Consider the following 19,750-nt stretch of genomic DNA (forward strand, 5'->3'; position numbering starts at 1 on the left):
CGAACGCCCGGATTCCGGGTGCGGGTGCCGGGCGCCAGGCGTGTAGGGCATGTCATGGCGCGGGCGGATTCCCTCACGGTCGCCACAGGCGGCGCTGCCTAGGCTGGTGCCATCCTTTCACCAGGAGTTCCCATGCCTGCTTCCCCCATCCGGCTGCACATCGAAGACACCGGCGGCGAGGGCCGCCCGGTCATCCTCATCCATGGCTGGCCGCTCTCGGCCGAGGCATGGAAGGACCAAGTGCCGATCCTGCGGGATGCGGGCTACCGCGTGATCAGCTATGACCGCCGTGGCTTCGGTCGTTCCGAGAAGCCAACTGACGGCTATGACTACGACACGCTGGCGGCCGATCTGGCCGGCATCATCGAGCAGCGCGATCTGAAGGAGGTCACGCTGGTCGGTTTCTCGATGGGTGGCGGCGAGGTGGCGCGCTACATCGCCAATCACGGCGAGTCGCGCCTGCACAGTGTGGTGTTCGCGGCTGCGGTGCCGCCGTACCTGCTGCGCACCGACGATAACCCGGAGGGCCCGCTGACCCAGGACAAGGCGGACGAGATGCGCACCGGCCTGGAACAGGACCGCGAAGCCTTCTTCGATGGTTTCACCCGCGATTTCTTCAGCGCCAACGGCAAGCTGATGGTCACCGAGGCCGAGCGCCAGGCGGCGATTGCGCTGTGCCACCAGTCCGACCAGGCGGCGGCGCTGGGTTGCATGAAGGCGTTTGCCACTACCGACTTCCGTCGCGATCTGCAGAAGGTGAGCGTTCCCACCCTGGTGCTGCACGGCGACAGTGATGCCACCGTGCCACTGGAGGGCTCGGGCAAGCGCACCCAGCGCGCCATACGCGGCAGCGAGCTGGTGGTGCTGCATGACGCGCCGCATGGCTGCAACACCAGCCACACCGACGACTTCAATCTGGCGCTGCTGAACTTCCTCAAGCAGTAACCGGCCTCTACACTCGTCGCATGCGCCAGACCCGCACGCCACCGTGGAAGAAGCCCAACCCGAAGGGCCAGAAGTCGCAGCCGTTGTCGCCTGCACAGAAGGAGGCGGCGCGGCAGCGCGCGGAGGAGAACGGGCGACCCTATCCGAACCTGGTCGACAACATGTGGGCGGCCAAGCTGCCGCGCGGTTAGCGCGGCGTTGGGCGGCCCGCTGGTGCAGGGGCGAGCAGGGGCGTCCAACCGCGTTCGCGCCAAGGTGCGAACGTGCGTGGATGGACCTGCACCGCACCGGCGGCCAGAGCGCCCCGCGCTGTCAGTGCGGCCTGCAGCTGGTGTGTCTGCATCGGCTGTGCAAACGCGACCTGCAGCAGGTCACCCTGCTGCCGTACCTGTACCGGCAGAACGTCGCGCGACTGGATTGCCAGCGGTGGGCGGCCGATGGTGTAGTCCATCTCGACCGTGCGTGCGCCCTGTACGATGACAGGCTGCCACGCCTGCAACAGCGCGGCGTGCCGGGATACGGGCAGGCGCACCTGGGCGATGCTCGCCGGGTAGCCGAGGGTGCTTTCAACCATGACCTGGAAGCGTGCGCCGTCCGGCATGACGACGGCCCATACCGCTGCCGTGGCGAAGATCGGTATGCAGCCGACGAAGTACCAGCGGCGGGGAACCGGTGCGGCAACGGGGTAGCTCCACTGCGGATGACGACGTTGCAGGCGCCGTAGTGCCTTGCGTTCGCGACGGCGCGGTGGTGTGGCCGTAGGCAGCAGGGATTGCGTGACTGGTGGCAGCTTGGCGCGCTGGGTCTGGATGACACGCGACACGGCGTAGGCCGCCCCTGCGATCATCAACAGGCCGGTGCCGTAATGCACCAGCAGGTACAGCGTCAGCATCCAGCGCACTCCATGCAACGGCTCTTCCTCGGTGGACATCGTACCGCCGAGCACACGAGTTGTCGCATCCGCCAGCCGACAGCCGTGATCGGCTTGGTTACGATGACAGACCGCCGACACGAGTGTAACGATGACATCCACTCCGTTCCCTCAGGGCCGCACGCGCGCCCCGGGACTGATGTTGCTTCTGCTGCAGGTGGTCGCCGTGCTGGGCCTTGGCCTGGCCGCAGGCTATTTCCATCACCGTGTGGATCTGTTGCTGGAGCCGGTGACGGCTGCCTGCGGTGGCCCGGACCCGGCGGCGCGACTGCGGATGGCTGAAGTGTTGATGGCGCGTGCCGGCGCGCTGGATGATTGGCAGCCACTGCGGTGGTTGCCGGTAGCGGGAATGGTGCTCGCACTGCTGGGTGCGATGGCCATCTGCGTGCATTGGTGGCACCGGGTACGGCGGCCCCTGCGCACCACCGCGTTGGGGCTGATGGCTCTGCATGCCAGCGCCATGGCGCTGGCGGCGTGGACCCTGCATCTGTACGAAGACGCGTGGAACAGCGTGGTCAGGCTGTCTCCGACGGCGTGTCTGGTCGATCTGACCCAGCAGGGACGCATGCCGCTGGAGCAGGCCCAGGAAGTGGTCTTCCATATTTTCACCCGCGCGCACGCGCCGCTGCAGCGCAATCCGGATGACCTGGCCCTGGTGCTGGTGGCGCTGCTGACGGCCGCGATGGTGGGCGGTGTTGCGCTGTGGCGGGCCGCGGCTGCGGAAGAGGGGCGCTGACGGCGCTCGCGCGCTGGGCTACAGTCGGCGTTCCTGCCGACACAAGGATGGTCCATGCGTACGTGGCTGCGTGCCCTGCCGTTGCTGCTGTTGTCGCTGGCGGTGCACGCCGCGGAGGTGGACCGGCGCATCGCGGTGACCATTGATGATCTGCCGTGGGCGCGCGTGGACACCATCCTGCCTGCGGATCTGCAGACGCGCCATGCGGCGTTGATGGCGCAGCTGCGCCAGGCCGATGTGCCGGTGGTGGGCTTCGTCAACGAGAACAAGCTGGAGGTTGATGGCCAGGTGCAGCCGGCGCGGGTGCAGATGCTGCGCGATTGGCTCGACGCGGGTTATGGGCTGGGCAACCACACCTATTCGCACATGGACCTCAATGCGCAGGGCGTAGCCGCCTTCCAGCAGGATTTCCTGCGTGGCGAACAGGTGCTGCGGCCACTGCTTGCCGAGCGCGGCCAGCGGCCACAGTGGATGCGCCATCCGTATCTGCGTGCGGGCCGGACGGCCGAGGACCGCGCGGCAATGGACGGATTCTTCCGCGACCACGGGTACCGCGTGGCGCCGGTGACGGTGGACAACGGCGAATGGGTCTGGGCCTTCGCCTACGCCAACGTGATGAATGAACAGCCGCCGTCCGCAGCCCGCGAGGCTACGCTGGCGCAGCTGCGCAAGGGCTATGTGCCGTACATGCTCAACAAGCTGGACTACTACGAGCGGCAGTCGCAGGCGCTGCTGGGCTATGCCTTGCCGCAGGTCTGGCTGATGCATGCCAATGAACTGAACGCGGCCACCTTCGCCGAACTGGTGGCGGCCACCCGGCGACGCGGCTACCGCTTCATCACGCTGGAAGAAGCCATGCGTGATCCTGCCTATGCGCGCGGCGCGGAAGGCTACAACGGCCGTTACGGCCCGAGCTGGCTGCATCGCTGGGCGATGGCCGAGAACAAGCCGAAGGACTTCTATGCCGGCGAACCGGTGGTGCCGGCGTGGGTGATGACGCTGGCGAAGGTGGATTCGGAGTAGCGCTCAGCGCTTGACCGCCAGCACGCCGTCCAGCGCGAGCTCGGCCTTGAATCCGGCCTTTTCCAGGCGCTTGGCCACTTCGCGCGGCACATCGCGGCCGCTGGTGAGCTTGTTGGGCGCGCCGGTGTAGTGGAACAGGCGGCCGCCCTTGCGCAGGGCGCGGGCGAGATGGTCGTAGAACACCTGCGAATACAGTTCGCCTGCGATGCCGAAGCGCGGCGGATCATGCAGGATCGCATCGACGCTGTTGCTGGCGATCTGCTCGATCTGCTGCGAGACGTCGCCCTGGCTGAAGTGCAGGCGACCACCGGCAGCGGCCGAGTCGGGATCGGGCGACCACGGGTTGAGCGTGCGCAGCCACATCACGTCGGCGTTCTTCTCGAACGAGCGGATCTGGCCGACGCCGGCCTCCAGTGCGCAGGCGGCGAAGTAGCCGAGCCCACCGCAGGTATCAAGCAGCGCCTTGCCCGCCGGTGCAACCAGCTCGACCTTGCGGCGCGCGTCCTCGAACGGCGACAGCTTCGAGGTGGGCAGCATCTTGATGCCGTCGATCTCGAAGGTCGGCGCACCCCACTCGGTAGGCACCAGTTTGATCAGTGAACCGCTGTAGCGTGAGATGGGAGCGAAGTCTTCGCCCTCCCAGTAGTACAGCGTGCGGTCCTTCAGCTTGCCCGGCCACGGGTAGTGCTGGCCGCGGAAGCTGAAGCCGTCAGCATCCAGCGTAACAGTGTCCTGGCTGCGCCCCAGGTCAAGCGAGCCCTGCCACTCGGGCGCGCCCTTGTCATGGGCACGACGCAGGGCATCGGCGCTGTCGCGGGTCAGCAGAGGGCCGGTGTAGTGGGGCACGGCAGGCATCGGGCGGTTCGGGGGAGGGCATGGTACCGCAGCTGCCATGAAGGATAGAAAGAGCGGTGTCGGATCCCAACGCAGCTGCCGGGCGCATTTTCACGAGTGCATACCCAGCCCGCCGCCGGCCCTTCAATCGCCCCTTCCCCCTGAGACGGTTCCATATCCATGGAGGCGCAGAAGGCCTGATGATAGAGCTTGGTGGCTTCCGACTGGTCACTGTATCGATAGATCAGGCGTCCAAATCCATCTGGCTTGAGATGCTGGTCAACCTGGATGTGTGCTCCGTCGAAGTCTGGCCACGTTGTACGACGAACGATGATGATCTCGCCCTTGGAGTCCAACTCGGTTCTGTCGACACTCAAGGGTGTTTCTGCGAACGCAGGTACAGCCATGGCCGTCGCTAAACATAGGATCAGCGCGCGTCTGCTCATGTGTGAGTCTCCGTTTCATGGTGGCGGAGACAGTAGGCTCAACAATATCCGGCATCTTGATTGTGACCGAAGTTGTGCCTGGTCGAATTTGAAACTTTCCTCATCCGCTTGAATCCCTGCACTTCGATCAATCGCACTTCACCGCATACACCGGCCCGGCACCGATCAGCATCAGCGCCATGTAGTCACTGTCACTGGCCTTGCCCTTCAGCGTGGCGCCCCTGTTGAAGTGGAAGAGGCCGAAGCCGCCGGCCATGCGGATCAAGGCGCTGTCGATCTGTGCCGCATCGTCGCGGAAGTAGCGGCTGATCTCGCTGGAGGTGGCCTTGTGCAGCCCGTTCGGGTCGCGCTGCCATTGGCCATCGCGGTTGAAGGAAACGAAGTACTGGCTGCCTTCGCGCTCGATGCGGAAATCGGCGGTCCTGCGCGGGCTGGTGGCGAAGCAGCCTTGCAGGGCATCGGAGGAGAACGGCAGCCGTGCATCGCCACCACAGGCGGTGAACAGCAGCAGGGCACCGGGCAGCAGCAGGCGAAGCGCGCGCATGGGATGTCCCGACGAGGCAGGTGCGGCTAGTGTAGGCAGCAGCCGGGCGTGGCCCGTACAGAAATTCGGCAAGAGGACGCGTGCAATGGCACAGGACAAGGCACCGTGGTGCGGTGTGGCCAGTGGATTGGGCCTGGTCGTGGGGTGGGCTGCAGGCACGCTTGCGGCACAGGCGGCGGTGGCCGCGGGAGGCAATGGCATCGCCGCGGGCCTGGGGGTGGGTGTGCTGGGCTCGGCACTGGTGGGATGCGGGCTGGCGGTGGCGTCGCGGGTGCGGGGCGAGCGTTGGCCCTGGATCGGTATCGTGGGCGCGGTGCTGAGTGCGCTGCCGTTGCTGATGTACCTGCTGCGGATGATGCTGAAGCTCTGAAGCCGGGGCGAGGGCTCGGCGCTGTCAGGACGGGCTGTGATGGATCTCGACCGTCACGTGCACCAGCTCCTCGTGGATCGCCAGCGCCTGGCGCACGGTATCGGCATCAAGGCGGGCGTCACTGGTCACCACGCTGGCGCTGACCGCGTACTTGCCCCGGCCCACCTGCCAGACGTGCAGGTCGGCCAGGCGTGCCGGCCATGGGCCCTGCTCGATCACCTCGCGGACCTCGGCCACCACCGGCGCGTCCATCTGCGCGTCGAGCAGGATACGGCCACTGTCACGCAGCAGGCCGACCGCCCACACCGTGACCAGCACGGCGCCGACCAGACCCATCACGGGGTCCAGCCAGGTGAGGCCCAGCAGTTTGCCGCCGAGCAGTGCGACGATGGCCAGCACCGAGGTGGCCGCGTCGGCCAGCACGTGCAGGTAGGCCGAGCGCAGATTGAGATCGTGGCCATGCGAAGGGGCATGAACGTGATCGTGGTGATGCCCGTGATGATGCGCGTGGTCGTGCCCATGCGCATGATGCGCGTGGCCGGGGCTGTCGTGCAGCCACCACGCACAGAGCAGATTCACGCCCAGGCCGACCACGGCGATGGCGATGGCTTCGTCGTAATGGATCGGCGCGGGAACCCACAGCCGCTGCACGGACTGCGCGGCCATCAGCGCGGCGACACCCAGCAGGGCAATGGCGCTGGTATAGCCCGCCAGGATCTCGATCTTCCAGGTGCCGAAGGCGAACCGCGGGTCGTGCGCGTAGCGCCGTGCACAGCGGTAGGCGAACACCGAAAGGCCCAGCGCCAGTGCGTGCGAGCTCATGTGCCAGCCGTCGGCCAGCACGGCCATGGAGTTGAACCACCAGCCGCCGATGATCTCCACCAGCATCATGCCGACGGTCAGCCACAGGGCGCGGCGGGTATTGCGTTCGGCAAGGGGATTGCCATCGTCGAAGCGATGGTCGTGGCGACGGGCAGCGGCGAGCGTGTCCAGATGCATGGAGTGACCGGCGGGTGGAGTTGATACCCCCATAGGGTATACGATCCACCCATGGCACATGTACACAGAAATCGAAAACAGCTGCTGACCCGGGTGCGCCGCATTGGCGGCCAGGTGGCGGCATTGGAGCAGGCGCTGGACAGGCCCGAGGGTGAAGCGGGCGACTGTGCGGACGTGCTGGTGCAGGTTGCGGCGGTGCGTGGTGCGGCCCACAGCCTGTTGATGGAGTTGCTGCACGAGCACCTGCAGGAGCATGTGGTCGGGGCTGAAGACCCGCAGCAGCGGGCGGCGGAGGCCGAGGTGCTGGTCGAACTGTTGCGGCGTTACGGGAAGTAACGCCGGGCGGGCCGTCGGCGATGCTCAGCAGTGGCGGTGCCGGCGCCGCGCGTTCCAGATGTGGGTGGCGGCCAGCAGCAGGCTGCCGGTGACGGTCAGCGGCGTTTCCCAGGCATGCGAAGGCAGCTCGAGCGCGCCGGCCAGCAGCAGGCCCAGGCCGAGACCGGCCGCAGTCCAGGCCATGACGGGCAGGCGATGGCGGCGGTCGGCCCGCCACAGGGCGTAGCCGGTCAGCGGCAGGGCGATCGCCACGAACAGCAGATGCACCCATTCGGCCTGGGCCCAGGCGCCGAACAGTGGCAACGCGGCGGCAAGCAGGGGCAGCGCCAGGCAGTGCAGCAGGCACAGGCTCGACAGGGCGAGGGCTCCGGCATCGAGCAGTGCGGGGGAAGGGGACTTCATGGGGGAGGTTCCTTGCGTAGCAATTGTTATACAGTAACATTTCTTTCCCGCAGCCAGACCGCTCCGACATGAACACTGTTTCTCGCGCCGACCGCCGCTTGCCCGTCACCGTGCTGTCCGGCTTTCTGGGGGCCGGCAAGACCACCCTGCTCAACCAGATCCTGCGCAACCGCGAGGGCCTGCGCGTGGCGGTCATCGTCAACGACATGAGCGAGGTCAACATCGATGCGCAGCTGGTGCGCGACGGTGGCGCCGAACTGCGCCGTACCGAAGAGACGCTGGTGGAATTCAGCAACGGCTGCATCTGCTGCACGCTGCGCGAGGACCTGCTGCAGGAAGTGCGGCGGCTGGCTGACAGCGGCCGCTACGACTACCTGCTGATCGAATCCACCGGTATCGGCGAACCGATGCCGGTGGCCGCGACCTTCGCGGTGCGCGATGAGCAGGGCTTCAGCCTGAGCGACATCGCCCGGCTGGACACGATGGTCACCGTGGTCGACGGCAGTGCCTTCCTGGCCGACTTCGGATCGACCCTGCGCCTGGCCGAGCGTGGCCAGCAGGCGGGACCGGACGACGACCGCGGGGTAGTCGACCTGCTCTGCGAGCAGGTCGAGTTCGCTGACGTGATCGTGGTCAGCAAGATCGACCAGGCGGAGGAGGAAGTGCTGCAGGACACGCTGGCCGTGCTGCGCGGCCTCAACCGCGATGCGAAGCTGCTGCTGTCCAGCTTCGGTGATGTACCGCTGACGGAACTGCTCGATACCGGCCGCTTCGACTTCGAGCGGGCGCAGCGCGCACCGGGCTGGGTGAAGGAGCTGCGTGGCGAGCACACGCCGGAAAGCGAAGAGTACGGCATTGCCAGTTTCGTCTACCGTTCACGGCGGCCGTTCCATCCGGCCCGTTTCGCGCGCGCGTTGCGCAGTGGCATGCCCGGCGTGATCCGCAGCAAGGGCTGGTTCTGGCTGGCCAACCGCATGGACTGGGTGGGCGAGTTGAACGCGGTTGGCGCGGCAACGCGCACGCAGGCCGCAGGCTTCTGGTACGCCGCGCGTGATCGCGTACGTGCAGGCCTGGAAGACACCACGCCGCTGCTGCCGCCGACGCCCCTGCCGTACAGCGATGTGGGCTGGGCGCGCCAGCAGGCCAACTGCTGGAGCGCTCCACTGCCGGGCGTGGAGGACTTCCCGGATCGCGACGCGCATGCCGCGATGGCGCGGCTGTGGCATCCGCTATGGGGGGACCGTCGGCAGGAGCTGGTGGTGATCGGCGTGCACATGGACGAGCGCGCGGTGCGCGCGGAACTGGATGCGTGCCTGCTGGATGACCAGGAGCTCCGCGCCGGCCCGCTGTTGTGGCAGCAGTTGCCTCAGTCGTTCCCGGCATGGAAGCGCTGACGGGAGGGGTTCAAGGGCGTGGGTCGTGCCATTGCCAACCGTCTGCTGTTACCTGCAGTACCTGCGTGGGCTGCAATGCCTGCAGCAGGTGACGGTCGTGGCTGACCATCATCAACCCGCCCGGCCATGCATCCAGCAGCTGTTCCAGCGCCTGCAGTGCCCCCAGGTCCAGGGCATTGCCGGGCTCGTCGAGCAGCAGCAGCTGGGGTGCCGGGTCGGCATACAGCACGCTGGCCAGTGCGCCCTTCACCCGTTCGCCGTCGCTGAGGCTGCTGGCGGGACGCTGGATGCGCTGCGCATCCAGCCCCAGCAACGCCAGGCGCGTGCGCAGCTCGCCAGGATCGGCGGCGGGGTTGGCGGCCTGCACGCTGTCCAGAATGCTGCGCGTACCGCACAACCCCAGCAGCTGCTGGTCCAGCAGGGCCAGCGGCGCCAGGCGCTGCACGGCGCCACTGCGGGCGGGCAGGTGATCGGCCAGCACACGCAGCAGGGTCGATTTGCCACTGCCGTTGTCGCCGATCACGGCGATGCGTTGCCGGCGACGGATCTCCAGCTGCAACGGCAGGCTGCAACCGTACGGCAGTACGAGATCAGTCGCCTGCAGCAGGCGCGTACTGCCACGTTCGCCCTCGCCTGCAAACAGGGCCAGCTCGGGTATGGCCTGCACGGCCGATGAAGCGGCGCGTACCTGCGCGGCACTGGCCTGCAGGCGCTCGTTCTGGATCTGCTGCGCACGCCCGTGGCTGGCTTCTGCGCGCTGCTTCTGCCGGCCGAGCAGGATCGGTGCCTGGTTGGCCTGCTTCGCCTCGCGCGTGCCGCGTGCCTGCCGTTGCTGTTGGCGTTCGTGCTGCTCGCGCGCGCTGCGTTGCTGCCGCCGGTGCTGCGCACGTGCGTGGTCAAGCTGTGCGTCCGCTGCGTCCCGCTCGGCGGCGCGTGCCTCGGCATAGTGCTGCCAGGGTCCGCCGTAGCGACGCAGGCCGTGCGCGTCCAGCTCGACGATCTGCTGCATGTGCGATAGCAGCTCGCGGTCGTGGCTGATCACCAGCAGACCGCCGGTCCACTCCTGCAGCTGCGCGTAGAGCTGCTGCCGATGGCGGGCGTCGAGGTGATTGCTGGGCTCGTCCAGAATCAGCCAGTCGGCGCCACTGGCCCAGGCGCCGGACAGCGCCACCTGCATCGCCTGGCCACCGCTGAGGCGGGCGGCCGGCTGCGCAGGATCGAGATCGTCCGGTAGCTGTTGCGCCTGCCAGTGCTGTGCCAGCCGCTCGCGCAGATCCCAATGCTCGCCAATGCAGGCGAAGTCGGCCTCGTCGATGCTGCCAGCCTCGATCCGCGCCAGTGCGGCCAGCTGCGGGCCGACGCCGGCCAGTTCGCCGACGCTGCCACGGGGTGGGTGGCCGGGCGTGGGCAGCAGGAACACGTTGCCGCTGCGGTGCACGTCGCCGCTGTCCGGCGTGATCTGCCCCGCCAGCAGGCGCGCCAGCACGCTCTTGCCGGCACCGTTGGCGCCGACCAGGCCGGTGGCGACCGGTTCAAAGGAAAACGACAGGTCTGAAAACAGCGACCGGCCATCGGCCAGTCGATACGACACGCGATCGAGCGTGAGGAAATGTGCGGTCATGCGACCTCCATGGATGCCGTGTTCTCCCCTGCGCGCAGGGGCGGGAAGCGTCGGGCCGTCTAGTTCGAAGACGGCGGCATCAATGGCGCATCGGTCGCGAGCCTCAAGGAGGAATGAGCGGCCAGTATAGCGCCGGCGGCTGAACGGTCGCGCCGCGGCGTGGCTACGGCACGGTGTCCAGGCGCGCGCCGACGAAGTCGATGAACACGCGCAGCTTCGGCAGTACGTGGCGCCCCGAGGGCCACAGCAGGTGGAAGGTGCCGCAGGAGTGCACGTACTCGTCCAGCACCGTCACCAGGCGCCCGTCGGCCAGCGTATCGCGCACTGAATGCACGGGTACGAAGGCCAGGCCGACATCGCGCAGGGCCAGGGCCACGCGGGCTTCGATGGTGTTGGCGACCATGTGCACGGGCAGTTCCTGCACGGGTTCGCCTTCGGGCCAGTGGATCGGCCATGGCTCCAGCTTGCCGCTGCTGGGGAAGCGGTAGTGCAGCAGCGTGTGCTGCAGCAGGTCGGCCGGGGTGCGGGGCGTGCCACGCCGCTGCAGATAGGCAGGCGAGGCAACGACACGCCGGGGAAACACCCCCATCCGACGCGCGTTCATGCGCGAATCGCTGGGCTCACCCACGCGCAGTACTGCGTCGAAGCCTTCTTCGATCACGTCCACCAGGCGGTCACTGAAGTCCAGGTCGAGGCGGATGTCCGGATACGCCGCCATGAATTCGGCCATCAGCGGCAGGGTGAGGTCGCCGACCAGCGGCAGGCTGATGCGCAGGGTGCCACTGGGCGTGGCATGCGGTTGCGCCAGTTCGGTACGCGCGGCATCGCGCTCGTCGAGGATGCGCCGGCAACGGGCCAGGAACAGCTGGCCCTCCGCGGTGAGGGTGATGCTGCGCGTACTGCGGTGGAACAGGCGTACGCCCAGGGCCTGTTCCAGCCGGGCCACGCATTTGCCCGCCGCGGAGGCGGAAATGCCCTGCAGGCGCCCGGTTTCGACGAAGCTGCGGGTGTCGGCGGCATGCACGAAGGTCTGCAGGTTGGCGAGATTGTCGAGAACGGACATGGGCGTGGCAGGCAGGGCAGCGGCGGGGGGAAATGCAACACCGTGATGCAGCGCGTTGACGCGCGATGATGGCCTTCCGGTTCCGGGCATCATGCCCATTGCGGACTCCCCGGTCCATGATGCGCGGAGCGGCAACCGGCTTTTTGCCGGCGTCCAGGCTGCCTAAGGTGGCGGCCTCTCCCCCCACGGACTGCCGCCATGAATGCCGCTCTTTCCCCAGTGACTGAACCCGCCCTGCCGTCGGTGCAGCGCCTGCTGCAGCAGGTGCACCCTCATCGGCTGGTCGGTGCGGTCGTGCAGGTGCGCGTGCACGGGGTGCTGCGCCACGCCAGCGCCACCGGCCTGGCCGACCGTGAACGCGGGGAACCGATGCGCCGTGACCATCTGTTCCGCCTGGCATCGGTGAGCAAGCCTCTGCTGACGGTGGTGATCCTGCGCCTGGTCGCCGAGGGCGTGCTTGATCTGGATGCGCCCGTGCAGCGCTGGCTGCCCGATTTCCGGCCGGCGCTCGCCGACGGCAGCACCCCGGCCATCAGCCTGCGCCAGCTGCTCAGTCACAGCAGCGGCCTGGGCTACCGCTTCCTGGAAGCCGATGCGCACGGCCCCTACGCGCGGGCCGGCGTCAGTGATGGCATGGATGCCAATCCGCTGTCGCTGGCCGACAACGTGCGGCGTATCGCACAGGTGCCCCTGCTGTTCCCGCCGGGCAGCCAGTGGATGTACTCGCTGGGCGTGGACGTGGCCGGGGCGGTGGCCGAAGCCGCAACGGGCGAGACCCTGCAGGTGCTGTTCGAGCGCCTGCTGGCGACGCCGCTTGGCCTGCGCGACACCGCCTTCGCAACCGGCGACGCGAGCCGCCTGGCCACGCCCTATGTCAGCGACGACCCGCTGCCGCACCGCCTGCGCGAGGGCGAGGTCGTGCCGGTGTTCCCGGAAACGGTCGGTATCGAGTACAGCCTGGCCCGGGCCACCGATGCCAGCCGCTATCCATCGGCCGGCGCGGGCCTGGTCGGCACGGCCGACGACCTGATAACCGTGCTCGAGGCGCTGCGCGACGGGCAGGCGCCTGCGCTGCTGCCGGCCCCGCTGCTGGCGCAGATGGGCACGCCGCAGGTGGGTGAGGCGGGGCCGCCGGAGCCGGCAGGCTGGGGCTTCGGCCTGGGATTTGCCGTGCTGCGCGATGCGGTTGCCGGCGCAACGCCGCAGGCGCCAGGCAGCTGGCGCTGGGGCGGTGCGTACGGCCACAGCTGGTTCGTCGACCCGGCACGGGGCCTGAGCGTGGTGGCGCTGACCAATACGCTGTACGAGGGCATGGACGGTGCATTCGTGGATGAACTGCGCGATGCGATCTACGCCGATCTGGAGGCTGCACGATGAGTGGCCACGCGATCGATGCGGCAGCCCCCGCGGGTGCGGCCTCGCGCCTGCCCTGGGTCGGCCTGCTGGCGCTGGCCGGCGGTGCCTTCATCACCCTGCTGACGGAAACACTGCCGGCCGGGGTGCTGCGTCCGATGGGCGCCAGCCTGGGTGTGAGCGATGCGGCGGTGGGTCAGCTGGTCAGCGTGTACGCGCTGGGTTCGGTACTGGCGGCGCTGCCGATGACCGCGCTGACCCAGCGTTTGCCGCGTCGTCCCCTGTTGCTGGCCGCGATCGCCGGCTTCGTGCTGGTCAATACGCTGACCGCGTTGAGCAGCAGCTACGCGCTGATTCTGGCGGCGCGCTTCCTGGCCGGCGTCAGTGGCGGCCTGCTGTGGTCGCTGGTGGCAGGTTACGCCGCGCGCATGGTGGTGCCTGAGCTGCAGGGACGGGCCATCGCGGTGGCGATGATCGGATCGCCGTTGGCCCTGTCACTGGGCGTGCCAGCCGGTACCCTGCTGGGCCAGCAGATCGGGTGGCGCTGGGCGTTCGCCCTGATGAGCGTGCTGGCGGTGCTGCTGCTGGTCTATGCGCGCTGGGCCCTGCCGGCCCTGCCCGCAGCCGGCTCCGGACGGCGTGTGTCGCTGGCTGCGGTATGGCGCATGCCGGGCGTGCGCAGCACCTTGCTGGTGATGGCGCTGTACGTACTCGCGCACAACGTGCTGTACACCTACATCGAGCCTCTGGCCTTGCAGGCCGGTGCGGGGGCCTGGCTGGACCGCCTGCTGCTGGCGTTCGGCATGGCGGCCCTTGTCGGTATCGCGATCGCTGGCTGGGGTGTGGACCGCCACCTGCATGCGCTGGTCTGGAGCACGGTGCTGGGCTTCATCGCCGCCGTCATGGCGCTGCTGTTGTGGCCGGTGAGCGCGACCGCACTGCTGCTGGCGACGATCGTGTGGGGTATGGCGTTCGGTGCAGTGCCGACCCTGTTCCAGACGGCACTGGCGCGGCGCGCCGGCGCGGCGGCCGACCTTGCACAGTCGATGCTGGTGACAGGCTGGAACCTGGCCATTGCGGCCGGCGGCGTGGCCGGTGGCCTGGTGCTGCAGTCCGGCGACGCGCGCCATCTGGGCTGGCTGCCGCTGCTGTTGCTGGCGGCAAGTGCGGCGTGGCTGATCGCACGCCCGAAGGCCTGGGCGTAACGCTTACGGCAGTGGCTCCTGTTCGATCGGTACGCTGCGCGGGTTCTGCATCTGTTCGCGCGCTGCGCCGTAGCGCTGCTGCCGCTTGTGGTGGAACGCCACGAATTCGTCGCGTGGCAGCGGCCGGGAGAACAGCCAGCCCTGCCCGAACTGCACCTTCTGGCCGTGCAGATAGGCCAGCTGTGCTTCTGTCTCCACGCCTTCGGCCACGACCCACAGGCCCAGCTCGCGTGCCATACCGATGATGTGCGGGGTGACCGGGCTGGTGGCACTGTCGGTGCCGATCGCATCGACGAAGGACTTGTCGATCTTCAGCGCATCCAGTGGCAGCTGTGCCAGGTACTGCAGGCTGGAATAGCCCACGCCGAAATCGTCGATGGCGACGCTGTGCCCGGCGCGGCGCGCCGCGGCCAGCATCGTGCGGGCGCGGTCCAGGTCGAGGAAGCCGCGCTCGGTGGCCTCCATCCAGATCTGCTGCGGCAGGATGCCGCTGCCGGTCATGTGCTTGGCGATCATCTTCAACGCGCGGCCGCTGCTGATGTCTTCGGCCGCCAGGTTGATCGCCACGTGCGCGCTGCGATCGCCGACCAGCAGTTCGCGCAGGTCGCGCACCACGTTCTCGATCACCAGATCGGTGACATCGCCGATCATGCCGGCCTCTTCGGCCAGCGGAATGAACAGGTCCGGACGCACCTGGGTGCCGTCCGGACGCTGCCAGCGCACCAGCGCTTCGGCGCCCACGCAGATGCCGGTGTCCAGTTCGATGATCGGCTGGTAATGCAGGTACAGCTCGCGACGGCGGATGGCGGTGGCCAGTTCACCCCGCAGCGACAGCCGGCGGCGCGACAACCAGATCACCAGGCCGGCACCGGCGGCGGCCAGCAGCACGCCCAGCGGCACGAACAGCCACGCCTGCTGGCGGAAGCTGGCGGTGAGCGCGGTCCGCGGGGTGGTGGCGATGGCCAGCCATTCTTCATTGCGAGCGGTGGCGTACAGCGTGTTCTGGTCCAGACCAATGCCGGGATCGCGCAGCAGGCTCTGCAGCAGCGCCGGATCCATGTCGTTCTGCCGGGCCAGCAGGCGGCCGTCGGGGCTGGCCAGGGCCAGCCGCACGTTCGGATCAACGATGACATCGACGAAGCGGCGGGGATCGACCAGTACGTCGTAGGAGCCATACAGGATCGACAGCACCTTGCGGCGGCCGCTGGTCTCGGGACGCACATCGACCGCGATGCCGGCGCCGTCGCTGGTGACGTGGTCCGGCCTGGGCTGGTTCACGTCGGACAGGAACGGCCCCCATGAGGTGCACCGCAGTTTGCCGCCTTCGAAATAGCCCAGCTGATCGGCCGAAGGGGTGGTCATCACCAGCGTCTGCATGCGCCGGATGTGCTCCGGGCTGCAGGCGGGGAGTGCGGTGGCCTCGGCGGATTTCAGTGCGGCCAGCGCTTCCTGGTAGGACAGGTCCGCACGCCGCAGGGTGCGTTCGGCGATGTCATGCAGGCGCTGCTGCTCCACGCTCACGGCGCGGTCCCACGTGGCGTAGGCCATGACGGCGATGGGAATGGCCGCCGCCAGCAGCGCCAGCGCGGTTCCCCCGATGATGATCCGCAGTCGGCTCACGTCCGGGGCTCCAGCAAGGCAGGCAGGGCAGGGCGCATGGTCGGGCCGATCCTTGGGCAGATGCGGCTATCTGAGCATGCCGCCGCGCCGGGCGGAATGGGACGAATCAGGTATTCGGTCACATTGTGGTGAAAGCGGCCAACTTTGCCGGATTCAGCCCGTCCCCAGCTGGCGCAACCGGCCCGGGAGGACTACCGTCGGACGCTTCGCCCGCCGATTCCGCGCCATGACCGACCCTGCCCAGCCCCCCGAGCATCTGCGCCGCAGCCTGTCCAACCGCCACCTTCAGCTGATTGCCATCGGCGGTGCCATCGGCACCGGTCTGTTCATGGGATCGGGCAAGACCATCAGCCTGGCCGGCCCGTCCATCGTGTTCGTCTACCTGATCATCGGCGCGATGCTGTTCTTCGTCATGCGCGCGATGGGGGAACTGCTGCTGTCCAACCTGCAGTACAAATCCTTCATCGATTTTTCCACCGATCTGCTCGGGCCCTGGGCCGGCTTCTTCTGTGGATGGACCTACTGGTTCTGCTGGATCGTCACCGCCATCGCCGATGTCATCGCCATCGCTGCGTACGCACAGTTCTGGTTCCCCGGACTGGATGCGTGGATTCCGGCACTGATGTGCGTGCTGTTGCTGCTGGGGCTGAATCTGGTGACAGTGAAGCTGTTCGGTGAGATGGAGTTCTGGTTCGCGCTGATCAAGATCGTGGCGATCTGCGCGCTGATCATCACCGGCGCCGGCCTGGTGGCGTGGGGCTTCACCTCGCCCAGCGGGCACACCGCCTCGCTGGCCAACCTGTGGAACGACGGTGGCATGTTCCCGATGGGACTGGTCGGCTTCTTTGCCGGTTTCCAGATCGCGGTGTTCGCCTTCGTCGGCATCGAGCTGGTGGGAACCACCGCCGCTGAAACCGCCGACCCGGAGCGCAACCTGCCCAAGGCGATCAACTCGATCCCGGTGCGCATCATCATCTTCTACGTGCTTGCGCTGGTGGCGATCATGGCAGTGACGCCGTGGCGGCAGGTGGTGCCGGACAAGAGCCCGTTCGTGCAGCTGTTCGTATTGGCCGGGATCCCTGCCGCCGCCAGCCTGATCAATTTCGTGGTGCTGACCTCGGCAACGTCCTCGGCCAACAGCGGCATCTTCTCCACCAGCCGCATGCTGTATGGCCTGGCGGAAGAAGGCCACGCGCCGCGCGGCCTGTCGAAACTGTCGCGCGCGGCGGTGCCGGCCCGCGGGCTGCTGTTCTCCTGCCTGTGCCTGCTGGGCGGCACGCTGCTGATCTACCTGATCCCGAATCTGGTGACCGCCTTCACCCTGGTGACGACGCTGGCGACGGTGCTTTTCATCTTCGTCTGGTCGCTGATCCTGGTGGCCTACATGGTCTACCGCCGCCGTTACCCGCAGCGCCACGCGGCCTCGATCTTCAAGATGCCCGGTGGCGTGGCGATGTGCTGGGCGTGCCTGGTGTTCTTCGCGGGCGTGCTGGTCCTGTTGAGCCTGCAGGCCGATACCCGCCAGGCCCTGATCGCGAGCCCGGCGTGGTTCGTGCTGTTGGGCGTGGGCTATGCGCTGCGCAGCCGGATGGCCCGCTAGGGGCGCGGCCGCCACCGCATTCACCCATCGTTAGCGGGGGCGGCCGGATGATCCGGCCGCCATGACCCGCCGCCCCGTCCTCGCTGCGCTGATGCTGCTGTCCCTCCTGTGGGCCGGGACGGCGGCTGCGCGCACGGTGTACCGCTGCGTGCAGGGCAACACCGTCAGCCTGGCCACCGCGCCGGAACCCGGGTCGCGCTGCACCGCGCGCGATATCGACGACAACGCCATCCAGACCCCGAACCTGTGGGGCAACATGGGGGTGTTCAGCGGCGTGCTGTACGAACGCGAGCAGGACGGCCGGCTGGTCTATTCCACCCGCAATCTGCCGGGCTCGCGGGTGTTCCTGAAATTCACCGTGGCCACGCCGCCGGGCGAGCCTGCGCATGAGGGCCTGGGCCGGGTCGGCAAGCCGCAGCTGGCGCCGCACGCGCGGCAGTTCAGGGCGGCAGCGAAGGCGACCGGTGTTGATGATGCCTGGCTGCGTGCCATCGCCCACGCCGAAAGCAACTTCGACGCGCTGGCGGTGTCCAGCAAGGGCGCCCAGGGCGTGATGCAGCTCATGCCCGAGACTGCACTGGAGTACGGGGTGAGCGACCCGTTCTCGCCACAGCAGTCGATCGACGGTGGCGCGCGCTACATGCGCGCGCTGCTGCGCCGCTACAACGGCGACCGCACGCTTGCGGCGGCCGCGTACAACGCCGGCATCGGCGCGGTGACCCGCTACAAGGGCGTACCGCCCTACGCGGAAACGCTGGCCTACGTGGACAAGGTGATGGCGTTGTACACGCGCTATCGCGAGGCGATGGGCATCCGCATCGAGGTGCCGGCAAAGTAGCCACTCGTCGGACGGTGATTGTGGGCGCCCCTCGGCCGCGGCAGGATGGCGCTGCACGGGTGGGCGGGGGAGCGCCGGCCTGGGCGTCGAGGGACAATCCGGCCTGCAGCATCGAATCCACAGGGGGATGTGCATGAAGCCTATCAGGAGCGTGGTCGCGGCATTGCTGTTCGCGATCGCATGCAATGGCTGTGCCAGCAAGAACGTGTTGTATCGCGATGCCGAACGACGACAGGACGCAACCGCGCTGTTCCTGGACCGTGAGGGCAGTCTCTACCCCGCAGCCAGCGTGGCGGTGCCGGTGCAGCAGATGCTGGAAGGGGCACGCCCGTCGTCGGCGGAGTTCGCGACGCTCCGGCATCTCTACCAGCAGTCGGCGGTGCCAGGTGCTGCCTCGGCAGAGGCGTGGCGCAGCCTGCTTGCCGATACCGGGGTGACGCCCGACGCCGCCTTCACTGACACCTGGCAGCAGATCCAGCAGGTGCTGCGTGCGCGCGCCTCGCAGCAGCTGGATCGTGCGGCGGAGGACGGCCGTGTGGTGGTGCTGCTGGTGCACGGCTACAACAACGACTACCGCGAGGCGGCCGCCTGGTACGAACGGGTGGAGCGTGATTTCCGCGAGCGCGGGGCGGCCAGCGGGCAGACGTTGTCATTCGTGCGCGTGTACTGGGATGGCATGCATGGCAACGCGTTCCTGATCTGGGGCGCCGCCCAGCTCAACGGGCCCTACGTGGGACTGGAGCTGCGCAGGGTGCTGGCGGGTGTGGACAACACGGACATGCCGTTGCGGGTGTTCACCCACAGCTCGGGTGCGTACGTGATGAACAACGCATTGGGCAACGGCTCTTCGCCGCTGCGCGGCATGCAGGACGCCTACTACCGTCGCGCTGCCGGTCTGGATGGCTATGGATTCCCGCCGCTGCGCAACCTGCGCATGGCCATGCTGGTGCCGGCGCAGCCGCCGACGGCGATGGCCAACTACCATCATCCGCGCCTGGAGCAGACCTTCGGCACGATCCCCGACCGGTTGATCCTGGGCCTGAGCCGGCACGATTTCGCCACCGGCAAGGGCCGCCGGCTGGGGTCGTGCAGGATGGCGGGCAACACCTGCATGGCCACCCACATCCGCTATTCCTGCGCAGCGGTACGGCGCGACCTGCGCAGCAGCGAATCGCACGGGCGAAAGCAGGTGTGGGCCGTCGCGTTTCCGCAGCCCGCGCTGAAATCGCATCCACATCCGGTAGCGTCCTACATGCAGGATGGCGACTGGAAGCTGTTCGCGGACGCGCTGCTGCTCGACACCGCGCTGGAGCCGGCCAACCAGGCTGCGCTGTGCGAGCGCAGGGTAGGGCCGCTGAAGCACAGCGATGCCTGGCCTGACGAAATCAAAGTGCGCGCTGCAACAGCACCCGAGCGTGCGGCTGAGGCCGATGCGGGTTGGCATTGGTGGAACTACTGGCTAAGTTCGTCGCTCCCCGTTGAATGATGGA

20 protein-coding genes are annotated in these 19,750 nt (G+C 68.0%); 12 read left to right on the forward strand and 8 right to left on the reverse strand.

Annotation, left to right across the window (positions count from 1 at the left end):
• The first annotated feature begins 132 nt into the window (after window positions 1-132).
• Together N8888_RS01895 and N8888_RS01900 are read left to right on the forward strand one after the other, a co-directional pair.
• On the forward strand, window positions 133-945 hold the full coding sequence (locus tag N8888_RS01895; protein WP_197600623.1) for an alpha/beta fold hydrolase: 813 nt from the start codon (window positions 133-135) through the stop codon (window positions 943-945).
• A 20-nt stretch (window positions 946-965) separates the two neighbouring features.
• Window positions 966-1,136, forward strand: coding sequence for a hypothetical protein (locus tag N8888_RS01900; protein WP_164972344.1), 171 nt, complete (start codon window positions 966-968; stop codon window positions 1,134-1,136).
• Here N8888_RS01900 and N8888_RS01905 read toward each other — a convergent pair.
• On the reverse strand, window positions 1,133-1,876 hold the full coding sequence (locus N8888_RS01905) for a hypothetical protein (RefSeq protein ID WP_263177172.1): 744 nt from the start codon (window positions 1,874-1,876) through the stop codon (window positions 1,133-1,135). The genes N8888_RS01900 and N8888_RS01905 overlap by 4 nt on opposite strands.
• A gap of 91 nt (window positions 1,877-1,967) precedes the next feature.
• Between N8888_RS01905 and N8888_RS01910 the strand changes: the two genes are divergently transcribed.
• Both N8888_RS01910 and N8888_RS01915 read left to right on the forward strand, forming a co-directional pair.
• Window positions 1,968-2,612 carry a hypothetical protein gene (locus N8888_RS01910; protein ID WP_053518811.1) on the forward strand — a complete coding sequence of 215 codons (645 nt, stop codon included), beginning with the start codon at window positions 1,968-1,970 and terminating at the stop codon, window positions 2,610-2,612.
• Between the two features lie 54 nt (window positions 2,613-2,666).
• Window positions 2,667-3,635: a polysaccharide deacetylase family protein gene (locus N8888_RS01915; protein ID WP_111186613.1), complete on the forward strand. Its 969-nt coding sequence runs from the start codon at window positions 2,667-2,669 to the stop codon at window positions 3,633-3,635.
• A gap of 3 nt (window positions 3,636-3,638) precedes the next feature.
• Here the strand turns inward: N8888_RS01915 and N8888_RS01920 are convergent, their stop codons facing one another.
• Together N8888_RS01920 and N8888_RS01925 are read right to left on the reverse strand one after the other, a co-directional pair.
• Window positions 3,639-4,481 (reverse strand): class I SAM-dependent methyltransferase, encoded by an 843-nt coding sequence (locus N8888_RS01920; RefSeq protein WP_317629486.1) that lies wholly within the window; start codon window positions 4,479-4,481, stop codon window positions 3,639-3,641.
• Between the two features lie 561 nt (window positions 4,482-5,042).
• Window positions 5,043-5,459: a hypothetical protein gene (locus N8888_RS01925; RefSeq protein ID WP_053518813.1), complete on the reverse strand. Its 417-nt coding sequence runs from the start codon at window positions 5,457-5,459 to the stop codon at window positions 5,043-5,045.
• An 85-nt stretch (window positions 5,460-5,544) separates the two neighbouring features.
• On the opposite strand from N8888_RS01925, the gene N8888_RS01930 reads away from it, so the two are divergent.
• Complete coding sequence (locus N8888_RS01930; protein WP_111186611.1) at window positions 5,545-5,829, forward strand: hypothetical protein; 285 nt, start codon at window positions 5,545-5,547, stop codon at window positions 5,827-5,829.
• Between the two features lie 24 nt (window positions 5,830-5,853).
• Here the strand turns inward: N8888_RS01930 and dmeF are convergent, their stop codons facing one another.
• On the reverse strand, window positions 5,854-6,828 hold the full coding sequence (gene dmeF, locus N8888_RS01935) for a CDF family Co(II)/Ni(II) efflux transporter DmeF (protein ID WP_065182548.1): 975 nt from the start codon (window positions 6,826-6,828) through the stop codon (window positions 5,854-5,856).
• Window positions 6,829-6,879: 51 nt separating this feature from the next.
• Between dmeF and N8888_RS01940 the strand changes: the two genes are divergently transcribed.
• Window positions 6,880-7,164 (forward strand): metal-sensing transcriptional repressor, encoded by a 285-nt coding sequence (locus tag N8888_RS01940; RefSeq protein ID WP_049417302.1) that lies wholly within the window; start codon window positions 6,880-6,882, stop codon window positions 7,162-7,164.
• A gap of 24 nt (window positions 7,165-7,188) precedes the next feature.
• On the opposite strand, the gene N8888_RS01945 is transcribed toward N8888_RS01940, so the two are convergent.
• The gene (locus N8888_RS01945; RefSeq protein ID WP_164151030.1) at window positions 7,189-7,566 is read right to left on the reverse strand and encodes a MerC domain-containing protein; all 378 of its coding nucleotides are present in this window, start codon (window positions 7,564-7,566) and stop codon (window positions 7,189-7,191) included.
• Between the two features lie 68 nt (window positions 7,567-7,634).
• Here N8888_RS01945 and N8888_RS01950 point away from each other — a divergent pair, with 68 nt between their 5' ends.
• A complete protein-coding gene (locus tag N8888_RS01950; RefSeq protein ID WP_263177183.1) occupies window positions 7,635-8,960 on the forward strand; it encodes a GTP-binding protein in 1,326 nt (441 codons plus the stop codon).
• 10 nt (window positions 8,961-8,970) lie between these two features.
• Here the strand turns inward: N8888_RS01950 and N8888_RS01955 are convergent, their stop codons facing one another.
• Window positions 8,971-10,581 carry an ATP-binding cassette domain-containing protein gene (locus N8888_RS01955; RefSeq protein ID WP_263177185.1) on the reverse strand — a complete coding sequence of 537 codons (1,611 nt, stop codon included), beginning with the start codon at window positions 10,579-10,581 and terminating at the stop codon, window positions 8,971-8,973.
• A 163-nt stretch (window positions 10,582-10,744) separates the two neighbouring features.
• Window positions 10,745-11,644, reverse strand: a complete 900-nt coding sequence (locus N8888_RS01960; protein ID WP_053518823.1) for a LysR family transcriptional regulator — start codon at window positions 11,642-11,644, stop codon at window positions 10,745-10,747.
• Window positions 11,645-11,842: 198 nt separating this feature from the next.
• Here N8888_RS01960 and N8888_RS01965 point away from each other — a divergent pair, with 198 nt between their 5' ends.
• Complete coding sequence (locus tag N8888_RS01965) at window positions 11,843-13,021, forward strand: serine hydrolase domain-containing protein (RefSeq protein WP_263177186.1); 1,179 nt, start codon at window positions 11,843-11,845, stop codon at window positions 13,019-13,021.
• The gene (locus N8888_RS01970) at window positions 13,018-14,202 is read left to right on the forward strand and encodes an MFS transporter (protein ID WP_263177188.1); all 1,185 of its coding nucleotides are present in this window, start codon (window positions 13,018-13,020) and stop codon (window positions 14,200-14,202) included. The genes N8888_RS01965 and N8888_RS01970 overlap by 4 nt, the downstream gene beginning before the upstream one ends.
• 3 nt (window positions 14,203-14,205) lie before the next feature.
• Here N8888_RS01970 and N8888_RS01975 read toward each other — a convergent pair whose 3' ends face one another.
• Entirely contained in the window at window positions 14,206-15,822 is a 1,617-nt protein-coding gene (locus N8888_RS01975) for an EAL domain-containing protein (protein ID WP_065182542.1), read from the reverse strand.
• 226 nt (window positions 15,823-16,048) lie between these two features.
• Between N8888_RS01975 and cycA the strand changes: the two genes are divergently transcribed.
• The 3 genes from cycA to N8888_RS01990 all read left to right on the forward strand — a co-directional run bounded on the left by cycA (window position 16,049) and on the right by N8888_RS01990 (window position 19,746).
• Complete coding sequence (gene cycA, locus N8888_RS01980; RefSeq protein WP_111186604.1) at window positions 16,049-17,422, forward strand: D-serine/D-alanine/glycine transporter; 1,374 nt, start codon at window positions 16,049-16,051, stop codon at window positions 17,420-17,422.
• 61 nt (window positions 17,423-17,483) lie between these two features.
• On the forward strand, window positions 17,484-18,260 hold the full coding sequence (locus tag N8888_RS01985) for a lytic transglycosylase domain-containing protein (protein ID WP_065182540.1): 777 nt from the start codon (window positions 17,484-17,486) through the stop codon (window positions 18,258-18,260).
• 133 nt (window positions 18,261-18,393) lie between these two features.
• Window positions 18,394-19,746, forward strand: a complete 1,353-nt coding sequence (locus N8888_RS01990) for a hypothetical protein (RefSeq protein ID WP_263177192.1) — start codon at window positions 18,394-18,396, stop codon at window positions 19,744-19,746.
• The last annotated feature ends 4 nt before the right edge of the window (window positions 19,747-19,750 follow it).

The sequence above is a fragment of the Stenotrophomonas maltophilia genome, assembly GCF_025642255.1.
GTDB classification, from domain to species: domain Bacteria; phylum Pseudomonadota; class Gammaproteobacteria; order Xanthomonadales; family Xanthomonadaceae; genus Stenotrophomonas; species Stenotrophomonas maltophilia_P.